Raw genomic sequence first — 17,391 nt, 5'->3', positions numbered from 1 at the left:
AAGCTCGCTGTCGATCTCAAGGGAAGAACAGATGAAGTACGACGACGCCAGCTGGCATTCCGGCGGTGATTTCCCCACGGATCTTCCTGCAGAGGCTGGGGCTACTCACATTGGCATGTACCTGGCGTGGCTGCTGCTACAGGGAATGGCAAGCGCGGAACTCGCGGAAGACGCAGAAGAAGACCTGCAAGCGCTGCTGGAACGCAGAACGACGCCAGGCCTGTTCCTGCTGGAGTGCAGCGACGGCAAATTCGTCGACGATCTGATCAGTGATGAAGCCAACACGTTCACCGCTGCGTACTACGACCTCGAGAATGGCCAGTACCTGGACGACTATGAGGAACAGCTGGGCGCCAATGTCCCGGATCTGTACCACGTCGCCGATACCTGGGAGAACTTCGACCGCCTGGCGCCGGTGATTGCCCAGCGCTTCGCCACTTGGCAGGCAACCCAATCCTGAAAACAACGAGGCCCGGCATGACCGGGCCTCGTTTCATATCCGCCGGGCACAGCCCAGCGCTATCTCTGCGGTCAGCCGGAGATGGCCAGGCGCTCGTTGTGATAACGGCGCACGGCGGCGAACCACAGCACGGCGGCCAGGCCGAGGCTGGCGCCGAGGTAGATGGCCCAGACCGCGGGTGTGATGGTCTCGTGGCGGATCACCTTCAGCAGCATCTGGTTCTGCGACAGGAACGGCACGGCGTACTGCCACAGCTGGCTCTTCACCGGGTAGGCAATCAGCGCATAGCCCGGCAGCATCGGCAGAAGCATCAGCCAGGTCATGTGGCTCTGCGCTTCCTTCATGCTCTTGGCCGCTGCGGCCAGGAAGGTCAGCAGCGAGGTGCCGATCAGCAGCATCGGCAGCATCACCAGCAGCATCTGCACCATCGCCATGATGTTCATGTTGAGCTGGCGGCCGATGTTGCCGGGGGCGATCTGCGCGCTCACCTTGAACGCGGCCAGGGTCAACAGCAGCGAGGCAAAGCCGACCATGCAGGCGGCGGCGATCTTGCCGCTGACAATGGCACTGCGCGACCCCGGCGTGGCCAGCAGCGGCTCCAGCGACTGCCGCTCACGCTCGCCGGCGGTGGTGTCCATCACCAGGTAGGCACCACCGAGGAACGAGGTGAGAGTCAGCAGGATCGGCAACAACGCCGACAGCATCAGGCCACGCTTGGCTTCGGCACTGGCCATGTCCTGGCTGGCCACGTCCAGCGGCCGTGCGACCTGGGCGTCGATGCCCCGCGCCATCAGCCGCAGCGCCCCTACCTGGCCGTTGTACGTGGCCAACGCCGCCTGCAGGCGCGCAGTGGGCACCTCGGCGGCACGTCGTGTGCTGTCACTGATCACCTCCACCAGCGCCGGCTTGCCATCGGCCCAGTCCCTGCCGAAGTCCGGGCTGATGCGCAGCGCCACGTCGATGTCCTGCGAACGGATGGCCTCGGCCAGGTCCTTCGGCGCAGCAGCGGTATTCAGGCCCTGGGCAGCCAGGAAGCGCACCAGGTTCGGCGCATGTTCGGCGCCGATGGTGGGAATCTGCAGCGGCTGCTCGATCTGCGTGCGCACGCGGCTTTCGGACAGCTTGCCCATACCCAGGATCAGCAGCGGGTACAGCAGCGGCCCGAACAGCAGGGTCAGCGCCAGCGTACGCCGGTCGCGCGACAGGTCACGCAGCTCCTTGCGCATCACCGTCATCAGGGTCGACATCATGCTCATGCGTGCAGGCCCTCTTCGCTGCCGATCAGTTTCACGAACGCATCCTCCAGGTTGGATTCGCCGGACTGCCCGCGCAGTTCATCGGCGCTGCCGGCGGCCATCACCGTGCCCTTGGCGATGATCACGATGTGATCGCACAGCGCGGCCACCTCCTGCATGATGTGGCTGGACAGGATCACGCAGCGGCCTTCTTCGCGCAGGCCCAGCAGGAAGCGGCGCAGTGCGCGAGTGGTCATCACGTCCAGGCCGTTGGTCGGTTCATCGAGAATGACGTTGCGCGGGTCGTGCACCAGTGCGCGGGCGATCGCGGTCTTGGTGCGCTGGCCCTGCGAGAAGCCATCGGTCTGGCGGTCGAGGATGTCGCCCATGTCCAGCGCGTGCGACAGCACCTCGATGCGCTCGCGGATGCGCTCGGCCGACAGGCCATGCAGTTCGCCGAAGTAGGCGATGTTCTCACGCGCGGTCAGGCGCTTGTAGACGCCACGCGCGTCGGGCAGCACGCCGAGATGGCGACGCACTTCCACCGGATTGCGCGCAGCATCGACACCATCGACGCTGATGCTGCCCTGGTCGGGGGTCATCAGCGTGTACAGCATGCGCATGGTGGTGGTCTTGCCGGCACCGTTGGGGCCCAGCAGGCCGGTGATCTGGCCATCGGCGGCGCGGAAGCCGACGTTGGCCACCGCCTGGATGCGGCCGGTGCGGGTATCGAAGGCCTTGTGCAGGTTGTCGGCGACGATCATGGTTCCCATCCGTTGAACGAGGTGAACGCCGGCACGTAGCTCAGCGTGTCCAGGCAGCCGGCATCCAGCGCCTTCGCATCGGTCGTGTCGATGAACTGGCCAAGCAGGCGCGGCATGCAGCCGGCGGTCAGCGTGCCGTGGCCCTGGCCACGGGAGACCAGCGCGCGTCCATTGGGCAGGCCCTTGAGGACCTGCTCGGCATAGCGGGGCGGGGTCACCGGGTCCAGTTCACCAGACAACAGCAGCGCCGGTACGTCACTGCGCAGCGGCACGGCATTGGCTGCCGGTGCCGGCCGGTGCGGCCATGCCGGGCAGGCGGCAAAGAAGGAACTTGCCACGTCGTTGCCGAACAGGCGCCCGGGATCCTCGGCCGGCGCCTGGTAGCGCGGCGCGTCTTCGCTGCAGATCACCGACCAGTGCATGCCACGGTTGATCTGGAAATCCATGCTGCGGTTCGCACCGCGCGCCAGCGAGGCGAGCGGCGCGTAGCGGCCGTGCGCGGCTTCATCAAGAACCAGCGGCAGCAATGAGGCGTACTGGGGTACGTAGGAAAACGCAAACGCCAGGCCCACCACGCTGTCCGGTGTCAGCACATCCTTCCGGGTGTCGTAGGTGCCGGGATCGCGATACTCGACCGGAACCGGTGCACGGCGCAGGGTCTCGACCACGCTGCGCAGCTGCGCACGGGTATCGGTCGGGAAGCGCCTGCTGCAGGCAGCGTCCTTGCGGCACTGCGCCGACTGCAGGGCGATCGCGTCTTCGAACGTCCTGGCGAAATCGCCGCCCACCACCAGCTCATTCGGCACCACGCCATCGATGACGATGCTGCGGGTGTGCTGTGGATAGGTACCCGCATAGCGCTGGGCCACGCGGGTGCCGTAGGACGCACCGATCAGATTGACCCGGTCCACGCCCAAGGCCTGGCGGACCGCGTCCAGGTCGGCAATGGCTTCGGTGGTGGTGTAGAAACGTGCGTCCGCACGTCCCTGCAGGGAAGCCGCGCATCGCTGGGCATAGTCGCGCATCAAGGCCTCGGAGGGCGCCGCGTCCTCGTCCATCGGCAGTTCCTTTCCGTCCGCGCCGAGGCAGCTGAGCGGGTTGGAGCCGCCGGTGCCGCGCTGGTCGACCAGGAAGATGTCCCGCTGCTTGCGCACCTGGCGCAGCGCGGTATCGACGATGACGGCCACTTCGCTGGCGGCCTGGCCGGGGCCACCGGCCAGGAAGAACACCGGGTCGGGCTGGCTGGAGCCGCTGCTGCCCGATTCCAGCCAGGCGATGCGCAGGCCGATGCGCCGGCCAGCGGGCTGGGCCCGGTCCTCCGGCACCTGCAGGGTGGCGCACTGCGCTTCCACGTTGGCACTGGCACCTACCGTGGACAGCGTGCAGGGCTGGAAGTCGATCGTGCCGAAACGGCGGCTGGGTGCATCGCTGGCGCCTTCGGCGCCGGGTGACGGTGACTGGCTGCAACCGGCAAGCATCAGGCTGGCCAACGTTGCGGCCAGCACGAGGTGGTGTCTTTGCATCGTGCTCGTTTCCCCTGGAGGACGTTCCTGGCAACCACGACGGGCTGCCGCGGAAGATGTGACTCAACTTACACGGGCACGGCGTCGTCGGCGATGGGCAGACGCGAAATCTCCGCCGGCGTGGCGCAGGCCAGGCGATCGCGGCCGGCGGCCTTGGCCCGGTACAGCGCCGCGTCTGCCGCTGCCAGCAGCGTGGACAGGTCGCCGTTGCCGTCGTCCATCGCCAGGCCAATGCTGGCAGTGACCGTCACCGGCCCAGTGGTCAGCGGCGCCGGTTTCTGCTGCAGAGCGGTACGGATCGCCACAGCCCACGCCATCGCTTCACCCTGCGTGCTGCCGGCCAGCACCAGCACGAACTCCTCGCCACCGTAGCGGCCCAGCAGCGTGTCATGGCCCTGCAAACCGTGCTGCATCAATGCAGCGAAGTGGCGCAGTACCTCGTCTCCGGCCAGATGGCCCCAGCGATGCAGAGCAGGAAGCCAAGCGCGGTGAGGGTGGGGACATCCAGGGACATGCGGCGCTCATCGGCCGGGGCGGCGCGCGCATCTTGGCGCCTTGTGCTGCGATCCCCGCGGCGCTGCCTGGCCCGATGGAGATGCGGGGTCTGAAAACGGCGAGCACGGCGGCCGGTGCCTGCGCAGAATCCGTGGGAAACCAAGGAGACGCCCATGCATGCGTGGTACCTCGGTGGCATCGACCACCGCCCGTTCCTGCACCTGTTCGAAAAGAGCGACACCGCGCTGGCTGCGCTGGGCATCCGGCGTCGCTGGGCCGGCGAATCAGGAGGACACCCCTGCCGGATCAGCCTGAGCGATCCGCCCGGTGGCAGCGAGCTGCTGCTGTTGTCCCACGTGCACCTGCCCCTGCACTCGCCCTATCACGCCTCGGGCCCGATCTTCGTGCAGCGTGGCGTGACCCGCTGCGTGCTGCCGCCGGGCGAAGTACCCCCGTACGTGCAGCGCCGGATGATCTCGTTGCGCGCCTATGACCAGGCTGCATTGATGCTGGCCGCCGAGATCAGCGCAGGCACGGATGTCGGCGCTCGGCTGGACGCGCTGTTTGCCGACCCTGACGTGGCCTTCGTGCAACTGCACAACGCGGCCCACGGCTGCTTCTCGTGCCAGGCGGATCGCGTCGGCATGGCGCCGACATGACCGGATCTCCACGACGTGATCGTTGCCACGCCGGACACGTGATCGCCAGCGCATCCGTTCAGGCCCACGTGAAGCCCGCGGGAAGGGCTTCACACCCACAGTCACGGATCAGCATTTCCATGGTTCCGCACCCGGCACCGCAACTCGATACTCGCGATGGTGCCGCCGAAAGTCCGCCGCGCAGCGCAACTCTGCGGTCACCGCTCTCTTTCGACGACCACAAGGAAGCGCCATGTCATTCCGATCCACACCGCTGCTGCTGGCCACCTCGTTCGCCGCTGCAGGCCTGTGCCTGGCCGGCAACGCGTTCGCCCACGGCACCATGACCACGCCGGTCAGCCGCGTCTATGCCTGTTTCCAGGGCAATCCGGAGAACCCGACCAACCCGGCCTGCGCCGCCGCGAAAGCGGTGGGCGGATCGCAGGCGTTCTACGACTGGAACGGCATCAACCAGGCCAACGCCAACGGCAACCATCAGGCGGTGGTGCCCGACGGCAAGCTGTGCAGCGGCAACAATCCCACCTTCCGCGGCTTGGACGTGAACCGCAGTGACTGGCAGACCACGCCGATCCACGCCGATGCCAATGGCAAGTTCACCTTCGTGTTCAAGGCGACCGCGCCGCACGCCACGCGCGACTGGCGCTTCTTCGTCACCCGCGACGGCTGGCAACCGGGCAGCCCGTTGCGTTGGGCCGACCTGCAGGAGTTCTGCACGCTGGGCAATACACCGCTCTCTGCCGATGGCACCTACAAGCTGCAGTGCACGCTGCCGCAGCGCACCGGCCAGCATGTGATCTACAACACCTGGCAGCGCTCGGATTCGACCGAAGCGTTCTACACCTGCATGGACGTACGCTTTGAGGGCAGCGGCGGTGGTACGACGCCGGCACCGCAATGGCAGGATGCCGGCCCGGTCACCGCCCGCGGTGAATTGCCGGTCGGTACGACGCTGGCACTGCGCGTGTTCAATGCCAGCGGCAACGATGTCGAACGTGTGGAAGCGACGCTGGCCAGCGGCCAGACCTCGGCCGCGCAATGGCCCTTGGCGCTGGCCCGCAAGGTCAATGCCAGTGCCCGGCATGCGCGCGTGGGCGTGCTTGCCAATGGCGTGATCACGCCGTCGGCGTCGGCCACCGACAATCGCGTGTACCTGAAGGACGGCAACCGCTTCCAGCTCGATACCCAGGTGCCGGACCCGGGTACGCCATCGCCAGGTGGTGATTTCGACCACGTGTACCCGGCGGGCATCGGCAGCTACGTGCCGGGCCAGACCGTGGTGAAGAGCAGCGACGGCAAGCTGTATGCCTGCCGCCCGTTCCCGGAGGGTGCATGGTGCAACGTCAATGCCGAGGCCTACCGGCCGGGCGTGGGCGCGGCCTGGCGCGATGCGTGGATCGCGTACTGACGCAGTGATGTGGGAGGCGGTGCACATCACACCGCCTCCTGGCTCCCCTGTCGCGCAGTGGGGCGCGCGTTGCAGAAACAGAGGAACCCAGCAGCCTTTCAAACTTGTCTGATGGGCATATGGCGGCTACATGGGAAGACTCCGCGAGGTTTCCAACACTTCGCAAAGGAGTTCCTGCATGCACCTGTCCCATCGGGCCGTCCTCGCACTGTCCGCCGTTGTCGGCCTGGCACTGTCCGGCAACGCCTTCGCCCACGGCACCCTGTCCAAGCCGCTCAGCCGCGTGAAGCAGTGCCACGAGGGCAATCCGGAGAATCCGACCAACCCGGCCTGCGCCGCCGCCAAGGCCATCGGCGGCGCCCAGCCGTTCTACGACTGGGCCGGTGTCAACCAGGCCAACGCCAATGGCAACCATCAAGCGGTGGTTCCAGATGGCGAGTTGTGCAGCGGCGGCAACAGCAAGTACCGCGGCCTCGATCTGAACCGCAGTGACTGGCCGACCTCGCCGATCCGCGCCGATTCGCGCGGGCGCTACACTTTCGAGTTCAAGGCACCGGCCCCGCATGCTACCCGCGAGTGGAAGTTCTACGTCACCCGCGACGGCTGGCAGCCGGGCAGCCCGCTGCGCTGGGCCGACCTGCAGGAATTCTGCACGCTGGGCAACGTGCCGGTCTCCGGCGACGTCTACAAGCTGGATTGCCCGCTGCCCAAGCGCAGCGGCCAGCACATCATCTACAACACCTGGCAGCGCTCGGATTCCGGTGAAGCGTTCTATACCTGCGCGGACGTGCGCTTCGAAGGCGGTGGTGGCGTTGAACCGCCGCCGCAGTGGCAGGACGCCGGCCCGGTCACCGCCCGCGGTGCGTTGGAAGAAGGCACCACCCTGACGCTGCGCGTGTTCAACGCCCAGGGCAATGATCTGGAGCGTCCGGAGATCACCCTGGCCGCAGGTCAGACCGCTGCGAACCAGTGGCCGCTGGCGCTGGCCCGCAAGGTCAACGCCAGTGCACAGCAGGCGCGTGTGGGCGTGATGAGGAACGGCGTGATCACGCCGGTCGCCTCGGCCACCGAGAACCGCGTCTACCTGAAGCCGGGCAACCTGTTCCAGATCGATACCCGCCTGCCGGGCCCGGTCGATCCGGTCGATCCGCCGCCGGGTGACGACTACGACTTCGTGTATCCGGCCGGTATCGGCAGCTACACGCCGGGCGAAACCGTGGTCAAGGGCACCGACGGCAAGCTCTACGCCTGCCGGCCGTTCCCGGAGGGTGCGTGGTGCAACATCAACGCCGATGCCTATCGCCCGGGCACCGGTTTCGCCTGGCGCGATGCCTGGGTCGCGTACTGAGGCAGGCGACCGGGGGCGGCGTGGCGCCGCCTCCGGTTCTTGGAGTTGCCGGCCAGCGGCCGGCACTACCAGGGTTCGTGGGGCTGCCCGGCCAGCGACCGGCACTACCAGGGTTCGTGGGGCTGCCGGCCAGCGGCCGGCACTACCCTGACTTACTTGCTGCTGACGTACTTCTCGCGGCGGATCTGCGGGTTGCCCAGGCCGGCGGCCTTCAGCAGCTCGGCACAGGCATCGACCATGTCCGGGTTGCCGCACAGGTAGGCGATGTCGGTGGCCGGGTCCGGCGTTAAGCCGGCCAGCGCCTGCTGCACGTAGCCGTGCTGTACGTCCGGGTGCGGATCAGCCGGGAGTTCACGCGACAGGCACGGAACATAACGGAAGTTCGGGTGCTTTTCGGCGAAGCTGTAAAAATCTTCGCTGTACAGCAGCTCGCCCGGGCTGCGCGCGCCCTGCAACAGCACGATCTGCACACCGCGTTCGGCCATGGCCTTTTCCAGCAGCGGCAGCATCGAGCGGTACGGGGTAACGCCGGTACCGGTGGCGATCAGCAGGTAACGGGCGTTGTGGTCACCGGGATTCAGGCAGAACCGGCCATAGGGGCCGGACGCACTGATCTGGCCGCCCTGCTCCAGTGCCTCGAACAGGGCCGTGGCGGCGCCACCGGGCACGAAACTGACGGCGATATCCACCGCCTCGCCTGGGCCCAGCGCGTGGTCGTGGATGGTCGCCAGCGAGTAGCTGCGCTTGGTTTCGGTGCCGTCGGCGTAGCTGAAATGGACCTGGATGAACTGGCCGGGCTGGAAATCCAGCGGCTGCCCATCGTCACGCACGAACTGGTAGTGGCCGACGGTCGGGGCCAGCATGCGGCAGCCGACCAGCTTGAGGGGGAATTGAACAGGCACGACTTTTCGGGACAGTGTGTAGCCGGGGCAAGCCCTCGGGGTCTTCTATAATAGCCCCTCCCCGCCCCTCTCCAGCGCCAGCCCATGGGCGCGAAGGCTTCGAGCTTGGCATCCCAGAACGATACGGCGCCCGCCCTGCGCGTGCGCGACCTGCGCAAGACCTACGACAACGGCACCCAGGCCCTGAAGGGGGTTTCCCTGGAAGTGGCCCCGGGCGACTTCTTCGCCCTGCTCGGCCCCAATGGCGCCGGCAAGTCGACCCTGATCGGCATCATCAGCTCCCTGGTCAACCTCAGTGAGGGCCAGGTGGAAGTGTTCGGCAGCGACCTGGTGCGCAACCGCAGCGCCACCATGCGCCTGATCGGGCTGGTGCCCCAGGAAATCAACTTCAACCTGTTCGAGAAGCCCTTCGACATCCTGGTGAACTACGCCGGCTTCTATGGCGTACCGCGCGAGGAAGCCGAGCAGCGCGCCGAAGAGGAACTGAAGCGCGCGCACCTGTGGGAAAAGGCACAGGTGATGAGCCGCACGCTGTCCGGCGGCATGAAGCGCCGGCTGATGATCGCCCGCGCGATGATGACCCGCCCGCGCCTGCTGATCCTGGACGAGCCGACCGCCGGCGTGGACATCGAGATCCGCCGCGACATGTGGCGCGTGCTGAAGGAGATCAATGCCGCAGGCACCACGATCATCCTTACCACGCACTACCTGGAAGAGGCCGAGTACCTGTGCCGCCACCTGGCGATCATCAACCATGGCCAGATCGTCGAGCAGGGGCCGATGCGCACCCTGCTGGCCAAGCTGGACGTGGAGGGCTTCCTGCTGGACATCGACGGTGACCTGCCGGCACAGCTGCCGGTGATCGAAGGTGCGACGCTGACCGCGCCGGACCCGCACACGCTGGACATCGACATGCCGCGCGCAATGGACCTCAACCGCGTGTTCGCCACGCTCAACGAGGCCGGTATCCGCGTGCGTTCGATGCGTACCAAGAGCAACCGCCTGGAGGAGCTGTTCGTGCGCCTCACCGGCAACCTGGAGAAGCCTGCATGAGCACCACCGAGCTGACCGACGGCCAGCGCAACCGCATCGCGCTGATGACCATCGTGCGCCGCGAAGTCGCCCGCATCATGCGCATCTGGGGCCAGACCCTGGTGCCACCGGCGATCACCATGACCCTGTACTTCCTGATCTTCGGCAACCTGATCGGGTCGCGCGTGGGTGACATGGGCGGCTACACCTACATGCAGTTCATCGTGCCGGGCCTGGTGATGATGAGCGTGATCCAGAACAGCTACGGCAACATCAGTTCCTCGTTCTTTGGCGCCAAGTTCGGCCGTCACGTGGAAGAACTGCTGGTCAGCCCGATGCCGAACTGGGTGATCCTGTGGGGCTACGTGGCCGGTGCGGTGCTGCGCGGCCTGATGGTGGGCGTGATCGTGCTGATCATCGCGATGTTCTTCACCCCTGTGCGCATCCCGCACCCGCTGGTGATGCTGACCACGGTGATCCTGGGCGCGACGATCTTCTCGCTGGCCGGCTTCATCAACGCGGTGTATGCGAAGAAGTTCGATGACGTGGCGATCGTGCCGACCTTCATCCTGACCCCGCTGACCTACCTGGGTGGCGTGTTCTATTCGGTGAAGCTGCTGCCGGGCTGGGCCGAAGCGGCCACGCACGCCAACCCGATCTTCTACATGGTCAACGCGTTCCGCTATGGCCTGCTGGGCAGCAGCGATGTACCGCTGCCGGTGGCCTACGGCCTGATGATCGGTTTCGTGGTGGTGCTGACGGCGTTGGCGCTGTGGCTGCTGCGTCGCGGCGTGGGCATGCGCAGCTGAGTTTTGCCTGCAGGGCCTGCGGCCCTGCACCCGCCGAATCAACGGCAACGGCAACGGCAACGGCAACGGCAACGGCAAAAGCAACGGCAAAAGCTGACTATCCGGGGGATGGCGGGGTGGGTCCGGTTGCGGGGGACGCCGTGAATCCGTCCATGGAGGCTTGGCCGCGGCATCCATGCCGCGGACACCCCCGCAACCGGACCCACCCCGCCTTCGACAGATTGCCGCTGCTGTTGGTGGGTGTCGACCTTGGTCGACACGATGGATCCACGCCATGCGTGAATGGAGCGTTCACGGTAAGGCCGACGCCCGGATCTTTTCGTTCGGGATTGCGGCTAGGCTGTGGCGATGAAGATCACTTCCATTCCATTGGACAAGGCCGTGTCGGACGGCCCCATCGATGCCTTCAGCCATGCGTTGCTGGGCGATTCGCCCACGCTGGATGAGGTGCTGGAATACCTGGCGTCACTACAAACGGCTGATCCCCGGTATCGCTACCTGTGCACGCTCGATGATGTCGGCCAATGCCGCTACACCAGCATGCATGCGTCCGACGACGCGCGCATCGCGCTGTACGAGGACGAAGATCCGGAAACCCCCGAAGACGCGTTGGCGGCACGCGAGCGGTTGCTGGCGCATGTGGTCGCGCAGCTCGAGCATTCCTCTCATCGGCTGGAATGGAGCGCGCTGCCGGGCACGCTGATGTGCAGCGACGAGGACATCGAGGCGCTGGTCGCCGCCAATGCAACGCCGGACCTCATCGTCGACGAGGTGGTCTGCGTGCAACAGGTGCCGGTGGACCGCGATGACCTGCTGATCGCCGCCCTGCCCAACGGTTACTTCAGCGCGGACTGGGACATCTTCCAGAATCACGCCCTGATCCGGCACCTGCAGGAACACCATGACTACCGCTTGTTCGGGCTCGGCGCATCGTGGCTCGGCTTCCAGCGCGACAGCGCGCCGTCGCCTGCACAGGCAAATGCGTTGGTCGCGGACCTGCAGCGCGTCTACGCGGCCGGAACGCATGACACGTGGTCAAAACTGGCTGCAACCCTGGCCACCCGCACCACACTGCTGTTGGGCTACACCGAAGACTTCAGCGAACAACTGCCCTGAGCACCGCTCTACACGAGCGAGCGCAGCGAGCGACCCGCCTCCGCTCCTGATCTGTTTTCCGTGGTGGCCGCACCCGGAAACTGTCAGGGGTCGTGTGCGATGGGCTCGCGGGGGTATCCGCGCCTTGGATGGCGCGGCTAAGCCCCCAGGGGTGAGGGCGCTTTGCTTGCGAAGCATTGCTTCGCAAGCGCCCGAACGCACAGCCGCCAGCGGCTGGGCCGGACCGCGGAGCGGGGTTCACGGCGTCCCCCGCGAACCCATCGCACACGACCCAGCTCATGAAACCAACTGCGCGAACCACCACGAGGGGCTCCGCCGTTGGCCGCAATCTCCGGCACAATCGCAGATCTGATTCTCCAGAAAGCGGTGAACGTGCAATGCGCATCCTGATCCTCGGCGCCGGCGGTACCGGCGGTTACTTCGGTGGTCGCCTGGCCCAGGCCGGCGTGGACGTGACCTTCCTCGTGCGCCCCGCGCGCGCCGCACAGCTGGACCGCGATGGCCTGGTCATCCGCAGCCCGCTCGGCGATGCCAGCTTCCCGGTGCAGCACGTCACCGCCGATGCGCTGCCCGCATTGGCCGCGCAGAAGCCGTTCGATCTGGTCATCCTCAGCTGCAAGGCCTACGACCTCGACAGCTCGATCGACGCCATTGCTCCAGCCGTGGGCGCGAACACCACCGTGCTGCCCATCCTCAACGGCCTGCACCACTACAACGCGCTGGACCTGCGCTTCGGCCGCGAGGCGGTGCTGGGCGGCCTGTGCTTCATCAGCGCCACCAAGGCACCTGATGGCGCCGTGCTGCATCTGGGCAAGCCGGCCAAGCTCACCTTCGGCGAACGCGATGGCGGCGCGGCGTCCGCACGCGTACGTGCCTTCGCCGCCGCCTGCGCGCAGGCCCATCTTGATCACCTGGCCAGCGAACACATCGGCCAGGAACAGTGGATCAAGTACACCTTCCTGACCGCGCTGGCCGCCGCGACCTGCCTGCTGCGTGCGGATATCGGCACCATCGTCGCCACCGATGATGGCGAGGCGATCGTGCGCGGCCTGTACGACGAATGCCTGGCCGTGGCCGAAGCTGCCGGTGAGCCGATTCCCGATGCCGCGCAGGACACCGCGCGCGGCACCCTCACCCAGGCCGGCTCTGCATTGAAGGCATCGATGTTGCGGGACCTGGAGGCTGGCCAGCAGGTCGAGGCCGAGCAGATCGTCGGCGACATGCTGGCGCGTGCACGCAAGGCCGATCAGGAAGCCCTGTTGCTGCAGGTCGCCTACAGCAGCCTGCAGGCCTACCAGGCACTGCGCGGCGCGTGAGCCTCCCGTTGCGGGCCAGCGCGCTGCCTACGCGGGTGCTGATCCTCGGTATGGGCTGGAGCGGATGCGTGCTGGCCACGCAGCTGCAGGCACGGGGAGTGCACGTCGTCGGCACGGTGCGTGACCCCTCGTCGGCGCCGGACGATGGCCTGCTGCGGCATCAGCTGCACGCTGACACTCCACCGTCGCCCGCCCTGCTCGATGAGGTCGCGCAGGCCGAGGCCGTGCTGTGCAGCGTGCCGCCAGATGCTGCGGGCGACCCGGCACTGCGCCTGCTGCTGCCGGCTCTGCGGGCCAGCCCGGCACTGCGCTGGGTGGGCTATCTGTCGTCCACGTCGGTGTATGCCGATCGGGCCGGCGGCTGGGTTGACGAGCACAGCGCAGCCGATGCCACCGAAGCAGCCGGCGTGCAGCGCCTACGTGCCGAAGCGCAATGGCGTGCGCTTGCAGAGGTACGTGGCATCGCTTCGGCGGTGTTCCGCCTGCCCGGCCTGTACGGGCCGGGGCGCAATGCGTTGCTGCAGCTGTCACAGGGCCGTGCCCGCCATGTGATTCGGCCGGGCCTGGCGTTCAACCGCCTGCACGTAGAGGATCTTGCGGCAGTGATCGTCGCGGCGATGCAGCGACCGGTTGCGCAGGGGATATACCTGCCCAGCGATGACGAGCCGGCACCACCGCAGGATGTGCTGGCCTTCGCCGCGAAGCTGGGCGGGTTTGCGATGCCACCTGCCGTGGCCTGGGACGACCCTGCACTCAGCCCGACGCTACGCCGCTTCTACGAGAGCAACAAGCGCATCGACAGTCGTGGCACGCGTGAAGCGCTGGCGTGGCAGCCGCGCTTCCCCAGCTACCGTGAGGGCCTGCGCGACCTGCTCCGGTAGTGCCGGCCGCTGGCCGGCACCACGGTTGATTGCCGGCCAGCGACCGGCACTCCCATCAACCCGCGTCGGGCAGGCGGAAGAACGCACGCGTCGCCGCAGTCGCATTGGCCGCCGTCACTGCAACGTCCTCGCCACGGTCACGCGCCAGTTCTTCCACGATGTGCGAGAGGAACATCGGTTCGTTGCGGCGGTCCTTCGGCATCGGCTTCAGCGTGCGTGGCAGCAGGTAGGGCGCATCGGTCTCGATCATCAGGCGGTTGGCCGGGATGTTCTTCACCAGTTCGCGCAGGTGCGCGCCACGGCGCTCGTCGCACAGCCAGCCGGTGATGCCGATGTACCAGTCCTGGTCCAGGTAGTCGAACAGCTCGTCGCGTTCGCCGGTGAAGCAATGCACCACCGCCGGGCCTATGCGACCTTCGAAGTTCTTCATCTGTGCCATGAAATCGGCATGCGCGTCGCGCTGGTGCAGGAACAGCGGCTTGCCATTGTCCGCGGCCAGCTGCAACTGGCGCTCGAAGGCACGGTGCTGCGCCGGGCGCGGCGAGAAGTCACGGAAGTAGTCCAGCCCGCACTCACCCACCGCCACCACTTCCGGGTGATCATGCAGCGCGCGCATCTCGGCATCACATTCCTCGGTGTACTCCACCGCATGATGCGGGTGCACGCCGGCGGTGGCATACAGGAAGCCCGGGTGCTGCTGCGCCAGCTGCACGGCCAGCGGCGAGTGCTCGCGGCTGGCACCGGTGATGACCATCTGCACCACGCCGGCCTGCCGTGCGCGGTCCAGCACGGCATCGCGGTCGCGGTCGAAGGAGTCGTGGGTCAGGTTGGCGCCGATATCGATCAGGTGCATGGTCATCGCGGGGGAAAAGTGCCCGCGCATTGTACCTGCGGCCGCCATGGCCCCTTATTCTTTGCCCATGAATGCCCCGCTCTTCCCGATTTCCCCGCTGCTGCCGCAGATCCAGCAGCACCTGGCCGTGCAGCCACGGCTGGTGCTGGAAGCCCCGCCCGGCGCCGGCAAGACCACCCAGGTACCACTGGCCCTGCTCGAAGCGCCATGGCTGCAAGGCCGGAAAATCATCCTGCTGGAGCCGCGCCGGGTCGCCGCACGCAGCGCCGCGCTGTTCATGGCACGGCAGCTGGGCGAAGAGGTCGGCGGCACGGTCGGCTACCGCATCCGCTTCGAGAACAAGGTCTCGGCACGCACCCGCATTGAAGTCGTCACCGAAGGCATCCTGACCCGCATGCTGCAGGACGACCCGATGCTGGAAGAGGTCGGTGCGATCCTGTTCGACGAATTCCACGAGCGCCATCTCAGCGGTGACCTCGGCCTGGCGCTGGCGCTGGACGTGCAGGCGCAGCTGCGCGATGACCTGCGCCTGGTAGTGATGTCGGCCACGCTGGATGGCGAGCGCCTGGCACGCTTCCTCGATGCGCCGCGGCTGAGCAGCGAGGGCCGCAGCTACCCGGTGACGGTCAGCCATTTCCCGGCGCGCCGCGATGAGACGCTGGAACTGCAGGTGCGCCGCGCGGTGCAGCAGGCCCTGGCCGATCACCCCGGTGACCTGCTGGTGTTCCTGCCCGGCCAGCGCGAGATCGCGCGGGTGCAGGCTGGCCTGCAGGAATCGCTGGATGCCGGCGTCGAAGTACTGGCCCTGCATGGTGAGCTGCCGGTGGAACAGCAGGCGCGCGTGCTGCAGGCCGCCAGCGATGGCCGCCGCCGCGTGGTGCTGGCCACCAACGTGGCCGAGTCGTCGGTGACCCTGCCCGGCGTGCGCGTGGTGATCGACAGCGGCCAGGCACGCGAACCGCGCTACGACCCCAACAGCGGCTTCACCCGGCTGGACGTGGTGTCCATCGCCCAGGCGTCGGCCGACCAGCGCGCCGGTCGCGCCGGTCGCGTGGCCGAAGGCGTGGCCTGGCGGCTGTGGCCGCAGTCGCAGCGATTGGAGCCGCAGCGCCGCGCCGAGATCGACCAGGTGGAACTGGCCGGACTGGCACTGGAACTGGCCGCCTGGGGCAGCAGCGACCTGCGCTTCCTCGATCCGCCACCTGCCGGCCCGATGGGCGCCGCCCGCGAACTGCTGCAGCGGTTGGGCGCATTGTCCAGCAGTGGTGCGATCACCGCACTCGGCCGCCGCATACTGGCGCTGGGTACGCACCCACGGATGGCGGCGATGCTGCTGGCCGCGCCCGATGCACGTTCGCAGGCGCTGGCCGCCGATCTGGCCGCGCTGCTGGAAGCGCGCGATCCGCTGCGCCAGGGCGGTGACGCGCTGGCGAGCCGCTGGCGCGCACTGGCCGCGTTCCGCAATGGCCGCACACCGGGCGATGCCAACCGCGGCGGGCTGGCCGCCATCGATGCCGCCGCCAAGCAGTGGCGTCGCCGCCTGCGCTGCGAAGCCAAGCCGCCGGCCAGCATCGAGGCCCATGAGCTGGGTGACCTGCTCGCTCACGCCTTCCCTGATCGGATCGGCTTCCAGCATCCCGGCGATCCACTGCGTTACCTACTGGCCAATGGGCGCAGCGCGCGCCTGCACGAGCTGAGCGACCTGCGTGGCGAACCGTGGCTGGTGGCCAGCGAGCTTCGCTTTGAGGCACGCGATGCGCTGCTGCTGCGCGCCGCACCGGTGGACGAAGGCCAACTGCGCAGGGCGTGGCCGGAGCGCTTCGTCACCGAAGACGTGGTGCGCTGGGACAGCGAGCGCCGCGCCCTGGTGGCCCTGCGCGAGAGCCGTTTCGACCGGATCGTGTTGGACAGCCGCTCGGCCGGCCGGGTCGATCCGCAGCACGCCGCGCAGGCGCTGACCGATGCGGTGGCCGAGCTCGGCCTGCAGGCGCTGCCGTGGACCGAAGGCCTGCGCCAGTGGCAGGCACGGGTGGAATCGCTGCGCCGCTGGATGCCCGAGCTCGGCCTGCCCGACTGCAGCGACGACGCCCTGCTGGCCAACCGTGCGCAGTGGCTGCAGCCCGCGTTCGCCGGCAAGACGCGACTGGATGCGCTGGACGAATCCAGCTTTGGCGAAGCGCTGAAATCGCCACTGGAGTGGTCACAACGGCAGCTGGTCGAGCGTCATGCGCCGACCCGCATTACCGTGCCGTCCGGACTGGAGCGGCCGATCACCTATGCGCTGGACAGCGAGAGCGGCGATCCGCTGCCGCCGGTGCTGGCGGTGAAGCTGCAGGAACTGTTCGGCCTGGCCGACACGCCGCGCATCGCCGATGGCCGCGTGCCGCTGACCCTGCACCTGCTCTCCCCCGGTGGCCGCCCGCTGCAGGTCACCCAGGACCTGCGCAACTTCTGGGAAAGCACCTACGCCGAAGTGAAAAAGGAGATGAAGGGCCGTTACCCGCGCCACCCATGGCCGGATGATCCGTGGACGGCGACGGCCACGCACCGGGCCAAGCCGCGCGGAACCTGAAGGGCGGGGTCGGATCCCATT

General features: G+C 67.5%; 16 protein-coding genes. 10 read left to right on the top strand and 6 right to left on the bottom strand.

From position 1 onward, the window contains the following. Positions 1-31: 31 nt before the first annotated feature. The gene (locus tag AC5P6S_RS19465; protein WP_062605400.1) at positions 32-460 is read left to right on the top strand and encodes a DUF7832 domain-containing protein; all 429 of its coding nucleotides are present in this window, start codon (positions 32-34) and stop codon (positions 458-460) included. Positions 461-531: 71 nt separating this feature from the next. Here AC5P6S_RS19465 and AC5P6S_RS19460 read toward each other — a convergent pair whose 3' ends face one another. The 4 genes from AC5P6S_RS19460 to AC5P6S_RS19445 form a co-directional block, all read right to left on the bottom strand. Next, complete coding sequence (locus tag AC5P6S_RS19460; protein WP_012481564.1) at positions 532-1,716, bottom strand: ABC transporter permease; 1,185 nt, start codon at positions 1,714-1,716, stop codon at positions 532-534. Continuing rightward, positions 1,713-2,459: an ABC transporter ATP-binding protein gene (locus AC5P6S_RS19455; protein ID WP_235643554.1), complete on the bottom strand. Its 747-nt coding sequence runs from the start codon at positions 2,457-2,459 to the stop codon at positions 1,713-1,715. Before AC5P6S_RS19455 ends, AC5P6S_RS19460 begins: the two co-directional genes overlap by 4 nt. After that, on the bottom strand, positions 2,456-3,982 hold the full coding sequence (locus AC5P6S_RS19450) for an alpha/beta hydrolase (protein ID WP_235643555.1): 1,527 nt from the start codon (positions 3,980-3,982) through the stop codon (positions 2,456-2,458). The genes AC5P6S_RS19455 and AC5P6S_RS19450 overlap by 4 nt, the downstream gene beginning before the upstream one ends. A 68-nt stretch (positions 3,983-4,050) precedes the next feature. Then, complete coding sequence (locus AC5P6S_RS19445; RefSeq protein ID WP_265329150.1) at positions 4,051-4,434, bottom strand: GGDEF domain-containing protein; 384 nt, start codon at positions 4,432-4,434, stop codon at positions 4,051-4,053. A gap of 216 nt (positions 4,435-4,650) precedes the next feature. Between AC5P6S_RS19445 and AC5P6S_RS19440 the strand changes: the two genes are divergently transcribed. The 3 genes from AC5P6S_RS19440 to AC5P6S_RS19430 all read left to right on the top strand — a co-directional run bounded on the left by AC5P6S_RS19440 (position 4,651) and on the right by AC5P6S_RS19430 (position 7,889). Beyond that, complete coding sequence (locus AC5P6S_RS19440; RefSeq protein ID WP_049397677.1) at positions 4,651-5,136, top strand: DUF1203 domain-containing protein; 486 nt, start codon at positions 4,651-4,653, stop codon at positions 5,134-5,136. A 232-nt stretch (positions 5,137-5,368) separates the two neighbouring features. After that, positions 5,369-6,541 carry a lytic polysaccharide monooxygenase gene (locus AC5P6S_RS19435; protein WP_043034473.1) on the top strand — a complete coding sequence of 391 codons (1,173 nt, stop codon included), beginning with the start codon at positions 5,369-5,371 and terminating at the stop codon, positions 6,539-6,541. Positions 6,542-6,719: 178 nt separating this feature from the next. Further along, complete coding sequence (locus tag AC5P6S_RS19430) at positions 6,720-7,889, top strand: lytic polysaccharide monooxygenase (protein WP_005411565.1); 1,170 nt, start codon at positions 6,720-6,722, stop codon at positions 7,887-7,889. Between the two features lie 152 nt (positions 7,890-8,041). On the opposite strand, the gene AC5P6S_RS19425 is transcribed toward AC5P6S_RS19430, so the two are convergent. Continuing rightward, positions 8,042-8,791, bottom strand: coding sequence for a ferredoxin--NADP reductase (locus tag AC5P6S_RS19425; RefSeq protein WP_081113724.1), 750 nt, complete (start codon positions 8,789-8,791; stop codon positions 8,042-8,044). A gap of 84 nt (positions 8,792-8,875) precedes the next feature. On the opposite strand from AC5P6S_RS19425, the gene AC5P6S_RS19420 reads away from it, so the two are divergent. The 5 genes from AC5P6S_RS19420 to AC5P6S_RS19400 all read left to right on the top strand — a co-directional run bounded on the left by AC5P6S_RS19420 (position 8,876) and on the right by AC5P6S_RS19400 (position 13,945). Further along, complete coding sequence (locus AC5P6S_RS19420) at positions 8,876-9,844, top strand: ABC transporter ATP-binding protein (protein ID WP_005411567.1); 969 nt, start codon at positions 8,876-8,878, stop codon at positions 9,842-9,844. Then, entirely contained in the window at positions 9,841-10,632 is a 792-nt protein-coding gene (locus AC5P6S_RS19415; RefSeq protein WP_005411568.1) for an ABC transporter permease, read from the top strand. Before AC5P6S_RS19420 ends, AC5P6S_RS19415 begins: the two co-directional genes overlap by 4 nt. A 348-nt stretch (positions 10,633-10,980) precedes the next feature. Next, positions 10,981-11,748, top strand: a complete 768-nt coding sequence (locus AC5P6S_RS19410; RefSeq protein WP_201861616.1) for a hypothetical protein — start codon at positions 10,981-10,983, stop codon at positions 11,746-11,748. A 377-nt stretch (positions 11,749-12,125) separates the two neighbouring features. After that, on the top strand, positions 12,126-13,064 hold the full coding sequence (gene panE, locus AC5P6S_RS19405; RefSeq protein ID WP_043034471.1) for a 2-dehydropantoate 2-reductase: 939 nt from the start codon (positions 12,126-12,128) through the stop codon (positions 13,062-13,064). Then, positions 13,061-13,945 carry an NAD-dependent epimerase/dehydratase family protein gene (locus AC5P6S_RS19400; RefSeq protein ID WP_043034470.1) on the top strand — a complete coding sequence of 295 codons (885 nt, stop codon included), beginning with the start codon at positions 13,061-13,063 and terminating at the stop codon, positions 13,943-13,945. The genes panE and AC5P6S_RS19400 overlap by 4 nt, the downstream gene beginning before the upstream one ends. 55 nt (positions 13,946-14,000) lie before the next feature. Here the strand turns inward: AC5P6S_RS19400 and AC5P6S_RS19395 are convergent, their stop codons facing one another. Then, positions 14,001-14,798: a TatD family hydrolase gene (locus tag AC5P6S_RS19395; RefSeq protein ID WP_043034484.1), complete on the bottom strand. Its 798-nt coding sequence runs from the start codon at positions 14,796-14,798 to the stop codon at positions 14,001-14,003. A gap of 67 nt (positions 14,799-14,865) precedes the next feature. Here AC5P6S_RS19395 and hrpB point away from each other — a divergent pair, with 67 nt between their 5' ends. Further along, on the top strand, positions 14,866-17,370 hold the full coding sequence (gene hrpB, locus AC5P6S_RS19390) for an ATP-dependent helicase HrpB (protein ID WP_138970129.1): 2,505 nt from the start codon (positions 14,866-14,868) through the stop codon (positions 17,368-17,370). The last annotated feature ends 21 nt before the right edge of the window (positions 17,371-17,391 follow it).

The organism is Stenotrophomonas sp. YJH_SMC_119 (assembly GCF_059368315.1).
The sequence above is the reverse complement of the archived record's forward strand: the minus strand, read 5'-3'. Positions and strand labels throughout refer to the sequence as shown.

What these genes read in the sequence shown, in the direction of transcription:
- AC5P6S_RS19465 (WP_062605400.1), top strand. Translation starts at nt 32, where the DNA reads ATGAAGTACGACGACGCCAGCTGGCATTCCGGCGGTGATTTCCCCACG.
- AC5P6S_RS19460 (WP_012481564.1), bottom strand. Translation starts at nt 1,716, where the DNA reads ATGAGCATGATGTCGACCCTGATGACGGTGATGCGCAAGGAGCTGCGT.
- AC5P6S_RS19455 (WP_235643554.1), bottom strand. Translation starts at nt 2,459, where the DNA reads ATGATCGTCGCCGACAACCTGCACAAGGCCTTCGATACCCGCACCGGC.
- AC5P6S_RS19450 (WP_235643555.1), bottom strand. Translation starts at nt 3,982, where the DNA reads ATGCAAAGACACCACCTCGTGCTGGCCGCAACGTTGGCCAGCCTGATG.
- AC5P6S_RS19440 (WP_049397677.1), top strand. Translation starts at nt 4,651, where the DNA reads ATGCATGCGTGGTACCTCGGTGGCATCGACCACCGCCCGTTCCTGCAC.
- AC5P6S_RS19435 (WP_043034473.1), top strand. Translation starts at nt 5,369, where the DNA reads ATGTCATTCCGATCCACACCGCTGCTGCTGGCCACCTCGTTCGCCGCT.
- AC5P6S_RS19430 (WP_005411565.1), top strand. Translation starts at nt 6,720, where the DNA reads ATGCACCTGTCCCATCGGGCCGTCCTCGCACTGTCCGCCGTTGTCGGC.
- AC5P6S_RS19420 (WP_005411567.1), top strand. Translation starts at nt 8,876, where the DNA reads ATGGGCGCGAAGGCTTCGAGCTTGGCATCCCAGAACGATACGGCGCCC.
- AC5P6S_RS19415 (WP_005411568.1), top strand. Translation starts at nt 9,841, where the DNA reads ATGAGCACCACCGAGCTGACCGACGGCCAGCGCAACCGCATCGCGCTG.
- AC5P6S_RS19410 (WP_201861616.1), top strand. Translation starts at nt 10,981, where the DNA reads ATGAAGATCACTTCCATTCCATTGGACAAGGCCGTGTCGGACGGCCCC.
- panE (WP_043034471.1), top strand. Translation starts at nt 12,126, where the DNA reads ATGCGCATCCTGATCCTCGGCGCCGGCGGTACCGGCGGTTACTTCGGT.
- AC5P6S_RS19395 (WP_043034484.1), bottom strand. Translation starts at nt 14,798, where the DNA reads ATGCACCTGATCGATATCGGCGCCAACCTGACCCACGACTCCTTCGAC.
- hrpB (WP_138970129.1), top strand. Translation starts at nt 14,866, where the DNA reads ATGAATGCCCCGCTCTTCCCGATTTCCCCGCTGCTGCCGCAGATCCAG.